Origin of the sequence: Nucisporomicrobium flavum, from assembly GCF_016464385.1 — a bacterium.
GTDB lineage: Bacteria > Actinomycetota > Actinomycetes > Mycobacteriales > Micromonosporaceae > Actinoplanes > Actinoplanes flavus_A.
The window spans coordinates 1-16471 of the sequence record NZ_JADMLH010000029.1 but is presented as its reverse complement, the minus strand read 5'-3'; the positions used below and the strand labels follow the sequence as shown (position 1 = coordinate 16471).

16 protein-coding genes are annotated in these 16471 nt (G+C 72.7%); 8 read left to right on the top strand and 8 right to left on the bottom strand.

Features of this window, described 5'->3' with window-relative positions; translation table 11 throughout:
- Positions 1 to 7: 7 nt before the first annotated feature.
- From IT780_RS38900 to IT780_RS38890, 3 genes are all read right to left on the bottom strand, one after another.
- The gene (locus IT780_RS38900) at positions 8 to 349 is read right to left on the bottom strand and encodes a cupin domain-containing protein (protein ID WP_199516894.1); all 342 of its coding nucleotides are present in this window, start codon (positions 347 to 349) and stop codon (positions 8 to 10) included.
- Between the two features lie 28 nt (positions 350 to 377).
- Positions 378 to 749, bottom strand: coding sequence for a PRC-barrel domain-containing protein (locus IT780_RS38895; protein WP_199516893.1), 372 nt, complete (start codon positions 747 to 749; stop codon positions 378 to 380).
- A 97-nt stretch (positions 750 to 846) separates the two neighbouring features.
- On the bottom strand, positions 847 to 1542 hold the full coding sequence (locus tag IT780_RS38890) for a glycoside hydrolase family 16 protein (protein WP_199516892.1): 696 nt from the start codon (positions 1540 to 1542) through the stop codon (positions 847 to 849).
- 118 nt (positions 1543 to 1660) lie between these two features.
- On the opposite strand from IT780_RS38890, the gene IT780_RS38885 reads away from it, so the two are divergent.
- Positions 1661 to 2371 (top strand): hypothetical protein, encoded by a 711-nt coding sequence (locus tag IT780_RS38885; protein WP_199516891.1) that lies wholly within the window; start codon positions 1661 to 1663, stop codon positions 2369 to 2371.
- A gap of 14 nt (positions 2372 to 2385) precedes the next feature.
- On the opposite strand, the gene IT780_RS38880 is transcribed toward IT780_RS38885, so the two are convergent.
- Complete coding sequence (locus tag IT780_RS38880; protein WP_199516890.1) at positions 2386 to 4026, bottom strand: glycoside hydrolase family 27 protein; 1641 nt, start codon at positions 4024 to 4026, stop codon at positions 2386 to 2388.
- Positions 4027 to 4130: 104 nt separating this feature from the next.
- Between IT780_RS38880 and IT780_RS38875 the strand changes: the two genes are divergently transcribed.
- From IT780_RS38875 to IT780_RS38860, 4 genes are all read left to right on the top strand, one after another.
- A complete protein-coding gene (locus tag IT780_RS38875; RefSeq protein ID WP_199516889.1) occupies positions 4131 to 5261 on the top strand; it encodes a sensor histidine kinase in 1131 nt (376 codons plus the stop codon).
- Positions 5255 to 5908 (top strand): response regulator, encoded by a 654-nt coding sequence (locus tag IT780_RS38870; protein WP_307831616.1) that lies wholly within the window; start codon positions 5255 to 5257, stop codon positions 5906 to 5908. Before IT780_RS38875 ends, IT780_RS38870 begins: the two co-directional genes overlap by 7 nt.
- Positions 5909 to 5986: 78 nt before the next feature.
- Positions 5987 to 6499 carry a hypothetical protein gene (locus tag IT780_RS38865; protein WP_199516887.1) on the top strand — a complete coding sequence of 171 codons (513 nt, stop codon included), beginning with the start codon at positions 5987 to 5989 and terminating at the stop codon, positions 6497 to 6499.
- Between the two features lie 159 nt (positions 6500 to 6658).
- The gene (locus tag IT780_RS38860) at positions 6659 to 8545 is read left to right on the top strand and encodes a hypothetical protein (RefSeq protein ID WP_199516886.1); all 1887 of its coding nucleotides are present in this window, start codon (positions 6659 to 6661) and stop codon (positions 8543 to 8545) included.
- Positions 8546 to 8549: 4 nt separating this feature from the next.
- Here the strand turns inward: IT780_RS38860 and glpK (IT780_RS38855) are convergent, their stop codons facing one another.
- Positions 8550 to 10043 (bottom strand): glycerol kinase GlpK, encoded by a 1494-nt coding sequence (gene glpK / locus IT780_RS38855; RefSeq protein WP_199516885.1) that lies wholly within the window; start codon positions 10041 to 10043, stop codon positions 8550 to 8552.
- A gap of 25 nt (positions 10044 to 10068) precedes the next feature.
- The gene (locus IT780_RS38850; protein ID WP_199516884.1) at positions 10069 to 10824 is read right to left on the bottom strand and encodes an IclR family transcriptional regulator; all 756 of its coding nucleotides are present in this window, start codon (positions 10822 to 10824) and stop codon (positions 10069 to 10071) included.
- A 106-nt stretch (positions 10825 to 10930) separates the two neighbouring features.
- Between IT780_RS38850 and IT780_RS38845 the strand changes: the two genes are divergently transcribed.
- From IT780_RS38845 to IT780_RS38835, 3 genes are read left to right on the top strand one after another with little or no spacing between them, the layout of a single operon-like run.
- Complete coding sequence (locus IT780_RS38845) at positions 10931 to 11773, top strand: MIP/aquaporin family protein (protein ID WP_199516883.1); 843 nt, start codon at positions 10931 to 10933, stop codon at positions 11771 to 11773.
- A complete protein-coding gene (glpK, locus tag IT780_RS38840) occupies positions 11766 to 13283 on the top strand; it encodes a glycerol kinase GlpK (RefSeq protein WP_199516882.1) in 1518 nt (505 codons plus the stop codon). The genes IT780_RS38845 and glpK (IT780_RS38840) overlap by 8 nt, the downstream gene beginning before the upstream one ends.
- Positions 13276 to 14982 carry a glycerol-3-phosphate dehydrogenase/oxidase gene (locus IT780_RS38835; RefSeq protein ID WP_199516881.1) on the top strand — a complete coding sequence of 569 codons (1707 nt, stop codon included), beginning with the start codon at positions 13276 to 13278 and terminating at the stop codon, positions 14980 to 14982. The genes glpK (IT780_RS38840) and IT780_RS38835 overlap by 8 nt, the downstream gene beginning before the upstream one ends.
- Positions 14983 to 15021: 39 nt before the next feature.
- Here IT780_RS38835 and IT780_RS38830 read toward each other — a convergent pair whose 3' ends face one another.
- Together IT780_RS38830 and IT780_RS38825 are read right to left on the bottom strand one after the other, a co-directional pair.
- Entirely contained in the window at positions 15022 to 15756 is a 735-nt protein-coding gene (locus IT780_RS38830) for a YlbL family protein (RefSeq protein ID WP_199516947.1), read from the bottom strand.
- 14 nt (positions 15757 to 15770) lie between these two features.
- Positions 15771 to 16292: a TetR/AcrR family transcriptional regulator gene (locus IT780_RS38825; RefSeq protein ID WP_199516880.1), complete on the bottom strand. Its 522-nt coding sequence runs from the start codon at positions 16290 to 16292 to the stop codon at positions 15771 to 15773.
- Between the last annotated feature and the right edge of the window lie 179 nt (positions 16293 to 16471).

Sequence of the window (16471 nt, the reverse complement as noted above, 5' to 3'; positions counted from 1 at the left end):
GCGTCCGCTACCCGTGCGCTGATCGCGAGGCCGCCACCTCCACCACCACGGCCTCGATGTCCTCGTCGGCCCTGGTGGTGTGCTCCTCACCGGAGCGCCACACCACCGCCTGCCCGGCGCGCACGCTCTGCCAGTCACCATCGCCGGCCCGGACGGCGCCGCGGCCCCGCGTCACCACGAGAAGCTGATCCACCGGTGCGGGGTGCCGGCCGATCTCGCCGCCGGCGGCCACGCGCAGCACGGTGACCACCGCCGCGTCGCCCTGGAACAGCACCTGCGCGGTCACGCCGACGCTGCCGAAAGCCTCCATGGGCCGCGCTGCCGGCCCGTCGAACGACACGATCTCCACCCCGGCACAGTAGGGGGCCGGCGTACGCTCAGGCCGCCCGGCAGCCGTAGTAGCCGTACAGGCTCTCGCAGAACTCGCGCGGCTCCATGACGGTCGGGTCGTAGAGCGGCGCGTCCGCGACCTGGGCGCTCGGCAGCGCGATGCGGATTCCCTCGCCCGTGACCTCGTCCACGGCCTCGACCGGGATGAACGAGGGCGTCGCACCGAAGCCGACCACGCCGCCGTGCTCGACGCTGATCAGCCGCAGGCGCTGCGCCTCGGCGTCGACCAGCAGGTCGTCCACCGTGCCGAGCGGGTTGCCGTCGCGGTCGGTGACCCGGCAGCCGAGGATGCGGCCGGGCGCGGCGGTGCGGTGACCGGTCTCGGTCAACCTGATCATCGTGACGGTGCGGCGGGTCATCAACGTCTCCCCTCGTCACATCAACAGCTACCCGTGCCGGAGGGAGACAAACGACAGGAGCCGCGCATCGGCGGCCGCGACACGAAGCGCGGTCGCCTCAGATCTCGGCGTCGTGAATGCGGACCCAGTCGACGAGCACGGTGGCCGGCAGCCGGATCCCGCGGGCGTCGTTCCCCGGCCACCTGCCACCCACCGCGAGGTTGATCAGCAGGTAGAACGGGTGCCGGAACGGCCACGGCCCCGGTACGTCGCCCGGGGTCAGCCGCTGGTACTCCACCCCGTCGACGTGCCAGCGGATCTCGTCCGGCGCCCACTGCACGCCGTACACGTGGAAGCCGGCGCTCAGGTCCCGGCCCAGGTCGTACGCCGTGCCGATGCCGGCGCCGAGGCCCGCGTAGCCGGGGCCGTGCAGGGTGCCGTGGACGGTGGTGGGCCGGCTACCGACGTACTCCATCACGTCGATCTCGCCGCAGGCCGGCCAGCCCACCCGGTCGAGGTCCGCGCCGAGCAGCCAGAAGGCCGGCCAGACACCCGGCCCGGGCGGCACCTTGATGCGGGCCTCCACGCGTCCGTAGCGGACGTGCACGCGGTCCTTCGTGATCAGGCGCGCCGAGGTGATCGTCCCGTTCTCCCGCCGCGCGACCAGGGCGAGGCGGCCGTCGGCGGTGACCGACGCGTTGGCCGCGGCGTACACCTGCAGCTGGTCGTCACCCCAGCCGCCGCCCCCGGTCTCCGGCGTCCAGACGCCGAGGTCGAGCGGGCCGTCGAACTCGTCCGACCAGGCCTGTGGCATGCCGCCATTGTGCCCGCCGGGCCCGCGCGGAACGAGCCCGGCGGCGCCACCGGGACGCCGCCGCGGGGTGATCTCCATTAGCATGGCCGGGTTCGTCGGGCGGCTGAGATGAGGCGACATGCGGTGGTTCCGTCGGGGATCCGGCAGGCAGGTGGAGCACGATCCCGGCCGGCAGGAGGCTCTGCTGCTGGACATCCGGCAGCGCTTCGGCCCGCACGTCCAGGCCCGGTTCGACGAACAGGCCGCCGCCGTCGCCGGGCAGCTGCAGGGCGACGACGGCCTGGTGGTCGCGGCCGTAGCGCTGCGGGAGGTCGCCGACGCCGCCCATGCCGACCTGCTGGCGCAGGCGGCTGAGCTCTACCGGCGGACCGGCCGGCCGGTCACCGTGGACCGGCGCAACTACCGGCCGTTGTGGAAGGAGGCCGGCAGCGCGCTGCGGTGGCCGCTGTTCGCGCTCCCCGGCCGGCTTCATCCGTACATCCAGGTGCGTGGGGCCGTCACGGCCGTCGGTGGGCAGTCGCGGAGGACGGTACGGGTGCTCGATCCGTACCCGCTGCTCGGGCATCTGTTCGAAGTCCTCGACCTGACCATCGCCGGCTGGGAGTTCGGCCTCGTCCGGGTGGACGCCGACGCCGCAGCCCTGGCAACCGGGCTGATCGGCGCCGCACGCGACGTCCGCGCGGCGATGGACGACCCGCCGCCGCTGCCGCCCCCGGTCCGCGAACTGATGCGGCGCAACAACACCGTCGACGTGTACGACCTGACGGCCAACCGGGTAGCCGGCGGCTTCAACCCGGGCCGGACGATGCGCGAGCAGCTCCTGGCGTGAGGCCCTGAAGCGCGTCAGCCGGCCCGCAGGAAGTCGCCGACCCACTGGGTTCCGTTCCAGGTGCCGCCGTTCGCGTCGAGTTGCAGGTTGACCGTGCCGGACAGCAGGTTGAGGTCCTCGAAGTCGTGGTGCGGCTGACCGTCGATGGTGAAGGTGGCGTTCACCCGGATGCCGTAGATCGCCCGGGGGTCGGTGCGGTTCACGGTGATCACCGGGGAGCCGGCCGTGCTGCCCGAGGTACGCAGCAGGTCGCCGACCCACCGCGAGCCGTTCCAGGTCGCGCCGTTGCCGTCCAGGGTCATCGTCACCGTACGGTCGAAGGCGCCGACCGCCTCGGTGTCGTCGTGCCACTCGTCGTTGATCAGGAACTCGGTGCGGATCTGCAGGTCGGTGATGGCACGGGGGTCGGTCTTGGCGATGCGTACGGCGTCGGGCGTCTCGGTGCCGGCGACCCGGAGCAGGGCGACGCCGTGGGCCGGGACCGTGGTGGAGTAGCCGCCGGTGAAGCTGCCGCGGTCGGCGCGGGCGTGCAGGTCGCGTACGGTCGCCGCGCCCGTGCCGAGCCCGAGGTCACGCCAGTCCACGCGGATCGAGGCCGCCGACCCGCCGCGGTTCCACAGCGCGACCACCCGTACGCCCGATCCCTGGACCTTCTTCGACCAGACCTCCCGGTCGCCGAGGTCGCGGACCCGGCGGCCCTGCGATCCGAGCGGGTCCTGGTCGACGGCGATCACCTCGGGGTTGGTGAGGATCCGCCGGGTGGCGTCGTTCATGGCGGTGAGGTCGTTGCCGGCGATGAGCGGCGCCGACATGAGCGCCCACATGCTGAAGTGGGTCTGGTATTCGGTGTCGGTCATGCCGTTGCCGGCCGTGGCGCCGGTGCCGTAGTTGCCGACCTGCAGCATGTCCGGGTCGTTGAAGTAGCCCGGGTGGGCGTACATCGCGTAGTCGTTGTTGCGGTCGATGATCTGCTCGACGGACTGCAGCCCGGGTGCGGCCACCGTGTAGTCGTCGCCGATGTCGCCGGTGGTGCGCGCCTGGTTACCGGTCTTGGGCGCCCACGGCTTGAACTCCCACGCGCAGACGCTGAAGAGGATCTGCCGGCCGGAGGCGGCGAGCGCGTCGCGCATGGTCTCGTACTGGGTCTGCTGGTCGAGCGTCGCGTTGCAGTTGTCGTACTTGAGCAGGTCGACGCCCCATGACGCGTACGAGCGCGCGTCCTGGTATTCGTACCCCTGGGACCCGGGCCGGCCGGCGCAGGTGTGGGTGCCGCGGTCGGAGTAGACGCCGAACTTGAGGCCGCGGGCGTGCAGGTAGTCGCCGAGCGCCTTCATCCCGCTGGGGAACCGGGCCGGGTCGGCCACGATGTTCCCGGCGCTGTCGCGGCTCGTCTGCCAGCAGTCGTCCAGGTTGATGTACCGGTAGCCGAGGTCGCGCATGCCGGTGCTGACCATGGCGTCGGCCTGCCGGCGGATCAGCGCCTCGTCGATGCCGCACGTGTAGCGGTTCCAGCTGTTCCACCCCATGACGGGGGTGCGGCCGAGGCCGTTGTCGAGCGCGGCGGCCGGCCGGAACCGGGCGTCCACCGCGACGGTGGCGATCAGGGTGAGCATGGTGAGGAGGGCGGCGGTCATACGGCGGGTACGAGGCGACATGGCGACCATCCATCGTCAGGCGTCTATGTAGCCGTGAGTCTGCATGATGTCACAGAAATAAACAAGAAACCTCACAGTGCACCGTGGACGGTAGGGTCCGAACCATGGCGGTACGGCTCCTGCGACCCCTGGTGGCCGCCACGACGTATCGGCGTGGGACGTACCTGCTGCTCGGCGGGGTGGTCGTGATGCCGTACGCACTGGTCACCGTCGGCCTGGCACGCGTGGTGCGCGAGGGGTCGACCCCCGCGGCCGTGGTCGTGCCGCTGATCCTCACGGCGGCGGCGATCGGGCTCGTACCCCCGTTCCTGCACGGCACCCGGACCCTGGAGATCGTGGCCGTGCGCGGGCTGCTCGGCGTGGACCTGCCCGATCCGCCGGGCCGCATCGAGCGCGAGGCGCGGCTGCGGACGGCCCTGTGGTTCGGCGTGCACCTCGCCGTCGGCGCGGTCGTCGGCTCGGCGCTGTTCCTGGCCCTGCCCGCGGCGGCCGTGCTCGTCACCCGCCCCGGCCGGCTGATCCCGCTCGGCCTGATCCTGCTGCCCGCGACGGTGTACGCGATCGCCGGCCTCGGCGCGCTCGCCGCGGTGATGGCTCCCGTGCTGCTCGGCCCCTCGGGCGCGGAGCGGATCGCGGCGCTGGAGGCGGAGACGCTGCTGCTGGCCGCCCGCAACCGGCTCGCCCGCGAGCTGCACGACTCGGTGGGACACGCGCTGACCGTGACCGTGCTGCAGGCGGGCGCCGCGGGCCGGCTGCTCGGGCGCGACGAGGCCTTCGTGCGGCGGGCGCTGACCAGCATCGAGGAGACCGGGCGGGCGGCGATGGAGGACCTCGACCGGGTGCTGGGCGTGCTGCGGGACGGGGAGCTGACCCGTACGCACGGGCCCGGCCTGACGGACGTGGATCAGCTGACCAGCGGGCTGCCCGTCACCCTGGAGGCGAGCGGACCGCTGCACGAGGTGCCGGCGGCGGTGTCGCGGGAGGCGTACCGGCTGGCGCAGGAGGCCGTCACGAACGCGCTGCGCCACGACCCCGGCGGCCCGGTCGAGCTGCGCCTCGCGGTCGCGGCCCGGCGCGTCACCCTGGAGGTCGGCAACGCGCTGCGCGACGGCGGCGAGCCGGGCGGCTCGCGCGGGCTCACCGGCATGCGCGAACGGGTCACCCTGCTGGGGGGCGTGCTCGACGCAGGACCGTACGGGGACAGATGGCGCGTCCGCGCGGAGCTCCCGTGGTGAACGCCGCGCCGCCGGTCCGGGTGGCCGTCGTCGACGACGAGGCGCTCGTGCGGGTGGGGCTGACCGCGATCCTGTCCACGGCGGCCGACCTGACCGTGGTCGGCGAGGCGGCCGACGGCGCGGAGGTGCCGCCGCTGCTCGCCCGTACCCGGCCCGACGTGCTGCTCATGGACGTGCGGATGCCCCGCATCGACGGGCTGCAGGCCACCCGCCACGTGCTCGCGACCTCACCGAGCCCGCCGCGCATCCTGATGATCACCACCTTCGAGCACGACGAGTACGTGTACGCCGCCCTGCACGCCGGCGCGAGCGGCTTCCTGCTCAAACGCTCCCGCCCGGAGGAGATCCTGGCGGCGGTGCGAGTCGTGGCGGCCGGGGAGTCGCTGCTGTTCCCGGCCGCGATCCGCCGGCTCGCCGCCGCGTACGCCCGCCCCGCCCCACCGGCCGCGCTGACCGAGCGGGAGGGCGAGGTCCTGCGGCTCATGGCCGACGGACTGTCCAACGCGGAGATCGCCGGCCGGCTGGTGCTGGGCGTGGAGACCGTCAAGACGCACGTCGGCAACGTGCTGGCCAAGCTGGGCGCCCGCGACCGGACCCAGGCCGTGATCGCCGCGTACGAGACGGGTTTCGTCGTCCCCGGGTCCTGAGCCCCTCCCCCGCGCGAGGGAGAACGGTTCCCGCGCGGGCGGGAACCGCCGCGGCGGGCCGGCGGCGAGGCTGAACGCATGAAGAAAGCGATCCTGGCCCTCGCGGCCGCCACCGCCGTCCTGACCGCCTCCGCCTCCCCGGCGGCCGCCGCCACCCGCCCCGAACCCACCGAGGCCAGCCTCGTCGGCACAGCCACCCTGTGGCGTGCCACCGGCGACGACATCCGCTTCACCTTCGACGCGCACGGCTTCGGCCTGGACGTGCGCGGCACCTTCGCCGTCAGCCACTACCTCAACGGCGAGGGCGCCTGGATGAAAGGAAACATCGACTGCCTGGTGGTCGGCGGCGACGTCGCCGTCGTCACGGGCGTCATCACCGACAGCAGCCAGCCGCAATGGATCGGCGTGCGCCGCGGCATGACGGTGTACGACCACGGCCGCAAGGACCGCGTCGGCTACAGCTGGGTGCTCGACCCGGGCAGCACGGAATCGGTGCCGAAGTGCGTGAGCGGGGCGCCGTACGAGTACGTCGAGACGGGCGACTTCCGCGCGGTCGAATGGTTCCCCTTCCCCGGCCCGCCCCGCCACTGAGCGACCGCGGACGTCCGCCTCACCTACCTGACCCGCCCCCGCCGAGCTGACCGCCCGCCGGAGTCCGGTCCACCGCCGGTGGACTCCGGCGGACATGATGCAGGTTCACAATGTGGTCCGGTGGGCGGAGGTCGGGTGGCGGGGCGACGGAACCTGTGGTTGACGAAGCGGGCACGGCTGGCCGAGCCACCTCGCCGGCGGGTGCGGGAGCTGGTGCACGTCACGGTCGACGGCGTGACCGTGTCCGTCTTCGTCATCGTGTGGGACACCCCGTCCGGACCGGTGCTGTATTTCGTGCCGCTGGAGCCGGCGCCGTCCGTGGGCCGGCACAGCCTGGTGCGGCAGCTGTGCGAGCGGCTTCTCGATCCCGGGCAGTGGAAGCGGGCGCTGCTGCTGGAGCCGGTGCCGATCGACCTGGTTCCCGGTGCCGGCGGCCCGCGCGTACGCGTCCACCCGGCAGAGTCCAGCATGGACCCGGCACGGGCGCGGGCCCGCCTGAAGCGCGGCGACGACCACCCGGTCTCGGAGGTCGCCCGGACGTTGCGGGCCGTCCTGCCGGTCTGGGTCCGGGGCACCGAGACGGTGGCGACGGCCACCGTCGCGCCGGGCGAGTCGGGCAGCACCCTCAGCGTCGCCGACCCGACCGGGTGGCCGCGCACGGAGGCGTCGCTGCTGATGGCGCTGCGTGCAGGGTTCCCGCAGAGGTACCCGCTCGGGTGGGCGCTGCTGGCGGTGGAGGCCGCTGCGCAGCTCGACGAGCTCGTCGCCGCCCACGCGGAGCTGACCGACAGCGGCGACGGGTGGTACCTGGTGGCACGGCCCCGGCCGCCGGAACCCCCGGAGCCGCTGCGCCGGCTGCTCGCCGCGGCCCAGGCACCGTCCGGGTACGGCGAACGGGCGGTCGCCGACGTCGCCGCGTTGCGGACGGCCGCGGAGGCCGTCGCCGGTGACGATCCACTCCGCGACCTCTTGCGCCGCGCCGCCGAGAAGCTCGCGACGTCGGCCCTGCAGGAGCAGATGGCGCAGCTGGCTCAGCACGCGCCCCGCCCATCGGTGGGGAACCTGGACGCGGCGGAGATCGTCCCCGTGACCGCCACCTGGGCCGGGCCGGTGGTCCGCGAGTGGCAGCGCACCCTGACCCCGGTGGCGGACCTGCCTGCGACACTGCGGCTGCCGCGCGTCGCCCGCCTCCTGGAGTTCCCGGTCTCCAAGCGCCCGGGGACCGTACGCGAGGCGTACCTGGATCGGGCCGGCCGGCTGGTGCTGGTGCTGACCGACCCCGCGGAGGCGGACCCCACGCCGTGGATGTGCGCGGAGTGGCCATGCGATGCCACGGTGGCGGCCGGTTGGACCGACGACACGGTGCTGGCCCTGGACCGGCCGGTGCCCGGCGCTCCGGCCGGACCGTTCCTCGCGCTGACCCCCGGCGACGGCGGCGTCCGGATCGATCAGGTCCCCGCCCCGCCACGGTCGGGCGGTCCGCTGCAGTTCGATCCGGGCTCTGCCCGCCGGTGGTGGCTGACCTTCCGGCGGCTGCTGGAGCTGGCGCTCGACAACACCACCGCGGTTGAGGTGACCGAGCAGTTCGAGGTCTTCACCACGAGGCCGTCCACCGCCGCCGAGGTCGCCGACCGGCCCTTCGTCCTCGAGACGATCATCGAGGATGCCGGAATGACGCTGTGGCCCGCCATGACGGTGGCCGGCGACACGCTGCGGTGGCGGTGGGACACCGTACGGGCGGCCGCGGCAGCTGACCTCACCCGCGCCCAGCGCCTCCTCGCCCCGGACGCACCGAGGATCTACCGGTACTACGCCATCGCGCCGGACGACCACCCGTCCATCGACGAGGCCTGGCAGGTGGTTCGTGTGTCGGGCGTGTCCGCCGGCTTCTACGACGAGGAAGAGCTGGACCGGTCGGGAGGCTGGGAGCGGACCTTCATCATCGACGACATCGGCCGGTGCAAGCGGGACGACGTGTACCTGCGCCTGCCTCTGGAGGATGTCGACCGGGTCATCGCCAAGGTGCGGTCGAAGTGGACGCGATGACCGGCTAGGCGGGCTGGATCCAGTCGAAGGTCCGCTCGACCGCGCGCCGCCAGTTGCCGTACTCGGAGGCGCGCAGGCCGGGGTCCATCGCCGGGAGCCACTGCGCCGCGCGGTGCCAGTTGCGGCGCAGGTCCTCGAGGTCCGGCCAGTGGCCCACCGCGAGGCCCGCCGCGTACGCCGCCCCCAGCGACACCGTCTCCGCCGCCAGTGGCCGGACGACCGGCACGTCGAGGACGTCCGCGACGTACTGCATGAGCAGGTTGTCCGCGGTCATCCCGCCGTCCACCTTGAGGGTTTTCAGGGTCAGGCCCGAGTTGGCGTTCATCGCGTCGACGACCTCGCGGGTCTGCCAGGCCGTCGCCTCCAGCACCGCGCGGGCCAGGTGACCCTTCGTGATGTACGAGGTCAGCCCCACGATCACGCCGCGGGCCTCGGAGCGCCAGTGCGGGGCGTACAGGCCGGAGAAGGCCGGGACGATGTAGCAGCCGCCGTTGTCGGAGACCGTCCGCGCGAGGGTCTCGATCTCCGGCGCGGTGGTGATCAGTTCGAGCTGGTCGCGGAACCACTGCACGAGCGAGCCGGTGATCGCGATCGAGCCCTCGAGCGCGAACTGGGCCGGTTCCCCCTCGATCTGGTACGCGACCGTGCTGAGCAGCCCGTTGTCGGAGCGGATCAGGTCGGCGCCGGTGTTGAGCAGCAGGAAGCTGCCGGTGCCGTACGTGCATTTCGCCTCGCCCGGGGTGAAGCAGGTCTGGCCGAACAGCGCGGCCTGCTGATCGCCGAGCGCCGCGCCGATCCGTACGCCCGGGAACGCCTCCTTCGCCGTGCCCAGCACCGACACCGAGGGCCGGACCTCGGGCAGCATCGCCCGCGGGATGCCGAAGAAGTCGAGCGACTCCGGCGACCAGTCGAGGGTGCGCACGTCGAGCAGGTTGGTGCGGCTCGCGTTGGTCACGTCGGTGACGTGCAGGCCGCCGGTGAGGTTCCAGATCAGCCAGGTCTCCATCGTGCCGAAGAGGATCTCGCCGCGCTCCGCGCGCTCCTGCAGGCCCGGCGTGTGGTCGAGCATCCAGCGCAGCCTCGGCCCGGAGAAGTACGTGGCCAGCGGCAGCGCCGCGCGTTCCTGCACCTCGGCGGCGCCGGGGGCCTCGAGCAGCCGGTGCACCAGGGAGTCCGTACGCGTGTCCTGCCACACCAGCGCGCGGCCGACCGGGGCGCCCGTACGCCGGTCCCAGACGACCGTGGTCTCCCGCTGGTTGGCGATGCCGACGGCGGAGACCTGGTCCAGGGTGATGCCGGCGCGGCGCAGCGCCAGCGGCGCGAGGCGTTCGACGTTGCGCCAGATCTCCGCCGCGTCGTGCTCCACCCAGCCCGGCTTGGGGAAGTACTGCTTGTGCTCCTGCTGGGCGAGGGAGACGAGCTGTCCGCGCCGGTCGAACACGATGCACCGCGTCGATGTCGTTCCCTGGTCGATGGCGACCACGTAGCGCTCGGTCATGGGCGGTCCCTCCCCTGCCTGTGCTCTAGTGCCGGGCCGCCCCCAGGTCGCGGGAGACCGCCCGGGCGGCGTCCCGGACGTAGCCGACCAGCCGCGGGTGCGGCCGGTACCGGTTGTCGCAGATGCGTTCGACCAGGCCGGAGATGCCGATGGCACCGACGACGAGGCCGCCGTACCCGCGGATCGGCGCGGCCACGGCCGCCTCGCCGACGGTGTACTCCTCGATGTCGGTGGCCCAGCCGGCCTCCCGGACCCGGTCCAGGTCCGCGGCGAGCTCGCGGGCGCCGACGACGGTGCGGTGGGTGAAGCGGTCGAGCGACGCGCCCGGCCGGGCCGCCCGGTACGCGAGCAGCACCTTGCCGAGCGCGGTGGCGTGCAGCGGCAGCAGCGCGCCGATGTCGAGGGTCTGGAAGGTGTCGTCGGGGCGGAACACGTGGTGCACGACCAGGACCCGCCCCTGCAGGACCGTGCCGATCCGGACCGCCTCGCCGGAGCGGGCGGCCAGCGGGTCCGCCCAGTTGATCGAGCGGGACCGCAGGTCGTTGATGTCGAGGTAGCTGGTGCCCAGGTGCAGCAGGGCGGCGCCGAGCTGGTAGTGGCCCGACACCCGGTCCTGCTCCACGAAGCCGACGTGCTGCAGCGTGCGCAGGATGCCGTGCACGGTGCCCTTGGCCAGGTCCAGTGATCGGGCGATCTCGCCGAGGCCCAGCCGGCCGGGCCCGCCCGCCAGCATGCGCAGGATCGCCGCGGCCCGCTCGATCGACTGCACCGTGCCGGGCATGTTTCGGAGCCTATGCCAGCGTGTGACGCCCGGCACAGACGTCGGTGTTCGACAATGCCGAACGGCGTTCATTGTCCGGGCGGACCGCCGTCCATAGCGTCGCGTCATGGCAGCACAACGGAAAGTCCCGCCGCTGGCGGCCGAGCTGGCCGCCGAGTTCGCCGGGACGATGATCCTCATCCTCTTCGGCACGGGTGTCGTCGCCCAGGTGGTCGGCGGCGGCATCGGCGATCACGACTCCATCGCCTGGGCGTGGGGGCTGGGCGTCACGCTGGGCGTCTACGTCGCCGGCCGCATCAGCGGCGCCCACCTCAACCCCGCCGTCACCATCGCGCTCGCCGCCTTCAAGGGCTTCGAGTGGCGCAAGGTGATCCCCTACTCGATCGCGCAGACGCTCGGCGCGTTCGTCGCCGCGCTGCTCGTGCGGTGGAACTACACCGAGGTCCTGCACCAGGCCGACCCGAACCTGACGGTCAAGACGCAGGGCGTGTTCTCCACGCTGCCCGGCAACGGGACCTTGCCGGTCGGCGAGTGGGGGGCGTTCCGTGACCAGATCATCGGCACGGCCATCCTGCTGTTCCTCATCCTGGCGATCACGGACGTGGCCGGGACGCCGCCGGCGGCGAACATGGCGCCGTTCATCATCGGCCTGATCGTTGTCGCGATCGGCATGGCGTGGGGCACCAACGCCGGGTACGCCATCAACCCGGCCCGCGACTTCGGCCCCCGCCTGGCAAGCTTCTTCACCGGGTACGGCGGGGCGTGGCGCGACCAGACCGGCTACCTGTATTTCTGGATACCGATCGTGGCACCGGTCCTCGGTGGTCTCCTCGGCGCCGGGCTCTACCAGGTGCTGGTCGGGCGCTTCCTGCCCGTGGCGGAGCCGCCGGAGCCGGGCCGCATCCCCACCCAGGACACCCCCGAGACCATGGAGGCACGTCGTGGCTGACTTCGTCGGCGCAGTGGACCAGGGCACCACCAGCACCCGTTTCATGATCTTCGATCACGGCGGCAACGAGGTGGCCCGCCACCAGCTGGAGCACGAGCAGATCCTGCCGCAGGCCGGCTGGGTGGAGCACAACCCGGTCGAGATCTGGGAGCGGACCGTCTCGGTCGTGCGGACGGCGATGCAGAAGGCGAACCTGGGTGCGACCGACCTGGCGGCGCTGGGCGTCACCAACCAGCGCGAGACCGCGGTGGTGTGGGACCGGCGCAGCGGGCGGCCGTACTACAACGCGATCGTCTGGCAGGACACGCGTACCGACCGGATCGCCTCCGCACTGGACCGCGACGGCCGGGGCGACGTGATCCGGCGCAAGGCGGGGCTGCCGCCGGCCACGTACTTCTCCGGCGGCAAGATCCAGTGGATCCTGGACAACGTCGACGGGGTGCGCGAGGCCGCCGAGCGCGGCGACGCGATCTTCGGCAACACCGACAGCTGGCTGCTGTGGAACATGACCGGCGGCGTCGACGGCGGCAACCACATCACCGACGTCACCAACGCCAGCCGCACCATGCTGATGAACCTCGAGACCCTCGACTGGGACGACGAGCTGCTCGGCTTCTTCGGCATCCCGCGGCAGATGCTGCCGGAGATCCGGCCGTCGTCCGACCCGAACACCTACGGCATGGCCCGCTGGCCGGGCACGCTGGGCGGGGAGGTCCCGCTCACCGGCGACCTCGGCGACCAGCAGGCCGCCACGGTCGGGCAGGTCTGCTTCAACGTCGGCGAGGCCAAGAACACGTACGGCACCGGCAACTTCATGCTGCTCAACACCGGTACGGAGCTCGTACGGTCGGAGAACGGCCTGCTGACGACGGTCTGCTACAAGTTCGGCGACGCCGCACCCGTGTACGCCCTCGAGGGCTCGATCGCGGTGACCGGCTCGGCCGTGCAGTGGCTGCGCGACCAGCTGCACATCATCAAGGCCGCCTCCGACAGCGAGACGCTGGCCGCCTCGGTCCCGGACACCGGCGGCGTCTACTTCGTCCCGGCGTTCTCGGGCCTGTTCGCGCCGTACTGGCGTTCCGACGCGCGCGGCGCGATCGTCGGCCTGTCCCGCTTCAACACCGACGCGCACCTGGCCCGGGCCACCCTCGAATCGATCTGCTACCAGACCCGCGACGTCGTCGAGGCGATGGCGCAGGACTCCGGCGTGCGGCTCGACGTGCTCAAGGTGGACGGCGGCATCACCGTCAACAACCTGTGCATGCAGATCCAGGCGGACGTGCTCGGCGTCGCCGTGAGCCGCCCGGTGGTGGCGGAGACGACCGCGCTGGGCGCCGCGTACGCGGCCGGCCTGGCCGTCGGCTTCTGGAAGAACACGGACGAGCTGCGGGAGAACTGGAACGAGTCCCAGCGCTGGCAGCCGGCGTGGACGGACGAGCAGCGGGAACACGGGTACGGACGGTGGAAGAAGGCCGTGGAGCGAACTCTCGATTGGGTTGACGTTGACTGACACCGATCTCTCCCCCACCGGCCGCGACGCGGCGCTCGCCGCGCTGGCCGATCACGAGGTCGACGTGCTGGTCGTGGGCGGCGGCGTGGTGGGCACCGGGTGTGCCCTCGACGCCGTCACCCGCGGCCTGTCCGTGGGCCTGCTCGAGGCGCGCGACTTCGCCTCGGGCACCTCGAGCCGCTCCAGCAAGCTCATCCACGGCGGCCTGCGCTACCTGGAGATGCTGGACTTCGCCCTGGTCCGCGAGGCGCTCAGGGAACGCGGTCTGATCCTGCAACGCCTCGCGCCGCACCTGGCCCGCCCGGTGCCGTTCCTCTACCCGCTGCAGCACCGCGTGTGGGAACGGCTGTACGCGGGCACCGGCGTGCAGCTCTACGACCTCATGGCGACCACGCAGGGCGGCCTGCCCCGGCACCGGAACCTGACCCGCCGCGGCGCGCTGCGGGCCTGCCCGGCGTTGAAGAAGGACGCGCTGGTCGGGGCGCTGCAGTACTACGACGCCCAGATCGACGACGCCCGCCACACCATGTTCCTGGCCCGGACCGCGGCCGCGTACGGCGCGCACGTCGCCTCCCGCGCGGAGGTGGTCGGCTTCCTGCGCGAGGGCGAACGGGTCACCGGCGTGCGCGTGCACGACCTCGAGCACGACCGGACGTTCGAGGTCCGCGCGCAGCTCGTCGTCAACGCGACCGGGGTGTGGACCGACGACACGCAGGCGCTGGTCGGCGAGCGCGGGCAGTTCCACGTCCGCGCGAGCAAGGGAATCCACCTGGTGGTGCCGCGCGACCGGATCCAGTCGTCCACCGGCCTGATCCTGCGTACGCCCAGCAGCGTGCTGTTCGTCATCCCGTGGGGCCGGCACTGGATCATCGGCACCACGGACACCGACTGGCGGCTGGACAAGTCACACCCGGCGGCGTCCAGCACCGACATCGACTACCTGCTGGGCCAGGTCAACCACGTCCTCGCGACGCCCCTGGACCGCGCCGACGTGCAGGGCGTGTACGCGGGCCTGCGCCCCCTGCTCTCCGGCGAGTCGGAGTCGACCTCGAAGCTGTCCCGCGAGCACACTGTCGCCAGCCCGGTGCCGGGGCTGGTCGTGGTGGCGGGCGGCAAGTACACGACGTACCGGGTGATGGCCAAGGACGCGATCGACGCTGCGGTGCACGGGCTGGGCCGTTCCGTGCCCCGCTCGTGCACGGACCGCGTCCCGCTGCTCGGCGCGGAGGGCTACCAGGCGCTGTGGAACCGCCGCCGGGTCCTCGCCGAGGAGTCGGGCCTGCACGTCGCCCGCGTCGAGCACCTGCTCGGCCGGTACGGCTCGCTGGTCCACGAGGTCCTCGACCTGATCCGCGAGGACGCCGACCTGGGCCGTCCCCTCGAGGGCGCCGAGGACCACCTGCGCGCCGAGATCACGTACGCGGCGGCACGCGAGGGCGCCCGCCACCTCGAGGACGCGCTCACCCGCCGTACCCGCATCTCCATCGAGACCTTCGACCGCGGCGTCGGCGCGGCCCCGATGGTCGCCGACCTGATGGGAGACGTGCTGGGCTGGACCAAGGAGCAGCGCGAACGCGAGGTCGAGCACTACCGGCTGCGCGTGGAGGCGGAACGCGCCTCCCAGGAACAGCCGGACGACGAGACGGCGGACGCGGCGCGCCTGGGCGCCCCGGACGTCGTACCCCTGCAACTGCAGTGAACCTTTTTCAGTGACCGGCCCGCCGGCCCGGGGAACCCGCTACGGGGAACCCGGGCACGGCGGCGGGGTGCCGCCGGCGGTGAAGGTCCTGAGCGCGGCCAGCCCGTCGTCCACCGTGGCGACCTTGGCCATCGGCAGGCCGGGCACCGCGTTGCGGACCGCTTCCGCGCAGTTGTCCGCCGGCACCAGGAAGATCTGCGCGCCGGCCGCCTTGGCGCCGAGGAGCTTCTGCGGGATGCCCGAGATCCGGCCGACCTTGCCGGCCTCGTCGACGGTGCCCGTGCCCGCGATGATCCGCCCGCCGGTCAGGTCCGCCGGGGTCAGCTTGTCGATGAGCCCGAGGGTGAACATCAGGCCGGCGCTGGGACCGCCGATGTCCTCGGCGCCGAACGTCACCTGGAAGGGGCGGCCGACCTCGCGCCGGGCGACCGCTTCCGCGTTGCGCTGGGAGGTGCTGAAGGACTCCGCGTTCTTGTCCTCGACCTGCTGGTCGCTGAGGCCGGGCGGGTAGACCACGGTGCGCGGCACGAGCGCGCGGTCGTCGTCGGCCCACGCGCCGAGCGCCTCGGGGAGCGTGATCTCCGTGCGGACACCGATGGTGGTGAGCCGCAGCTGCCCGGCCGACGCCGAGGTGTCCGCGCCGGTCACTTTGATCACGTCCTTGCCCAGGGTGTCGACCGTCGGCCCGGGCTCCAGCACGACGTACGGGATCGGGTACGCCGCGACCCCGCCGGCCAGCAGCGCCGTGGCCAGGACGCCGGTCAGGAGCACGATGGCCCGTTTTCTCGTCACGGCGTGGATCCTCTCAGGCCGGCGAACACGACCGCCAACGTACGCGCCTGCAGTTCCGGGTCCCAGCCGCCGTGCAGCGCCCCGTGACAGAGGCCGGTGAGCAGGGCGAGCACCTCGGGCAGCGCGACGTCGGCGCGCACGGTCCCGGCCGCCCGGGCGTCGTCGAGCAGCTGACCGACCGGGCCCTCCAGGCCCTGCATGGCCGCGCCGAGGTCGACGCCGGTGAGGGTGATGACGGTCCGCTGCTCCGCCGCGCGGGCGAGGATCCCGGCGAAGAACGTGAAGAGCCCGTCGGGGCCGCCGAGCGTGCCGGCCTGTTCGACCAGCGCGGCGAGCATCCGTTTCATGATGGCGGTGAGTAGGTCGTCCTTGGCCGGGAAGTGCCGGAACACCGTGCCGACGGCGACGCCGGCCCGGCGGGCGACCTCCTCGGTGGAGGCGGCGGCGCCCTGCGCGGCGAAGACCTCCTCCGCGGCGTCCAGGATGCGCGCGCGGTTGCGCTCCGCGTCCGCCCGCATGACGGCCTCCATCCGCCGTGGTACAAGTTGAGTCGCCACTCATCTTAGCCGAGGAGTTTCAATGACCATGTCAAGCCGCGTTCGCGGTGAGCGGTGGTGAGGGATGGAACTCACGGCCGTCGCGCAGCAGGGCCCAAATAACGTCGATCAGGCGGCGGGCCAGGGCGATCACCGCTTGG

What these genes read in the sequence shown, in the direction of transcription:
- IT780_RS38890 (WP_199516892.1), bottom strand. Translation starts at nt 1,542, where the DNA reads ATGCCACAGGCCTGGTCGGACGAGTTCGACGGCCCGCTCGACCTCGGC.
- IT780_RS38825 (WP_199516880.1), bottom strand. Translation starts at nt 16,292, where the DNA reads ATGCGGGCGGACGCGGAGCGCAACCGCGCGCGCATCCTGGACGCCGCG.
- IT780_RS38895 (WP_199516893.1), bottom strand. Translation starts at nt 749, where the DNA reads ATGACCCGCCGCACCGTCACGATGATCAGGTTGACCGAGACCGGTCAC.
- glpK (WP_199516885.1), bottom strand. Translation starts at nt 10,043, where the DNA reads ATGACCGAGCGCTACGTGGTCGCCATCGACCAGGGAACGACATCGACG.
- IT780_RS38865 (WP_199516887.1), top strand. Translation starts at nt 5,987, where the DNA reads ATGAAGAAAGCGATCCTGGCCCTCGCGGCCGCCACCGCCGTCCTGACC.
- IT780_RS38850 (WP_199516884.1), bottom strand. Translation starts at nt 10,824, where the DNA reads ATGCCCGGCACGGTGCAGTCGATCGAGCGGGCCGCGGCGATCCTGCGC.
- IT780_RS38875 (WP_199516889.1), top strand. Translation starts at nt 4,131, where the DNA reads ATGGCGGTACGGCTCCTGCGACCCCTGGTGGCCGCCACGACGTATCGG.
- IT780_RS38880 (WP_199516890.1), bottom strand. Translation starts at nt 4,026, where the DNA reads ATGTCGCCTCGTACCCGCCGTATGACCGCCGCCCTCCTCACCATGCTC.
- IT780_RS38885 (WP_199516891.1), top strand. Translation starts at nt 1,661, where the DNA reads ATGCGGTGGTTCCGTCGGGGATCCGGCAGGCAGGTGGAGCACGATCCC.
- IT780_RS38845 (WP_199516883.1), top strand. Translation starts at nt 10,931, where the DNA reads ATGGCAGCACAACGGAAAGTCCCGCCGCTGGCGGCCGAGCTGGCCGCC.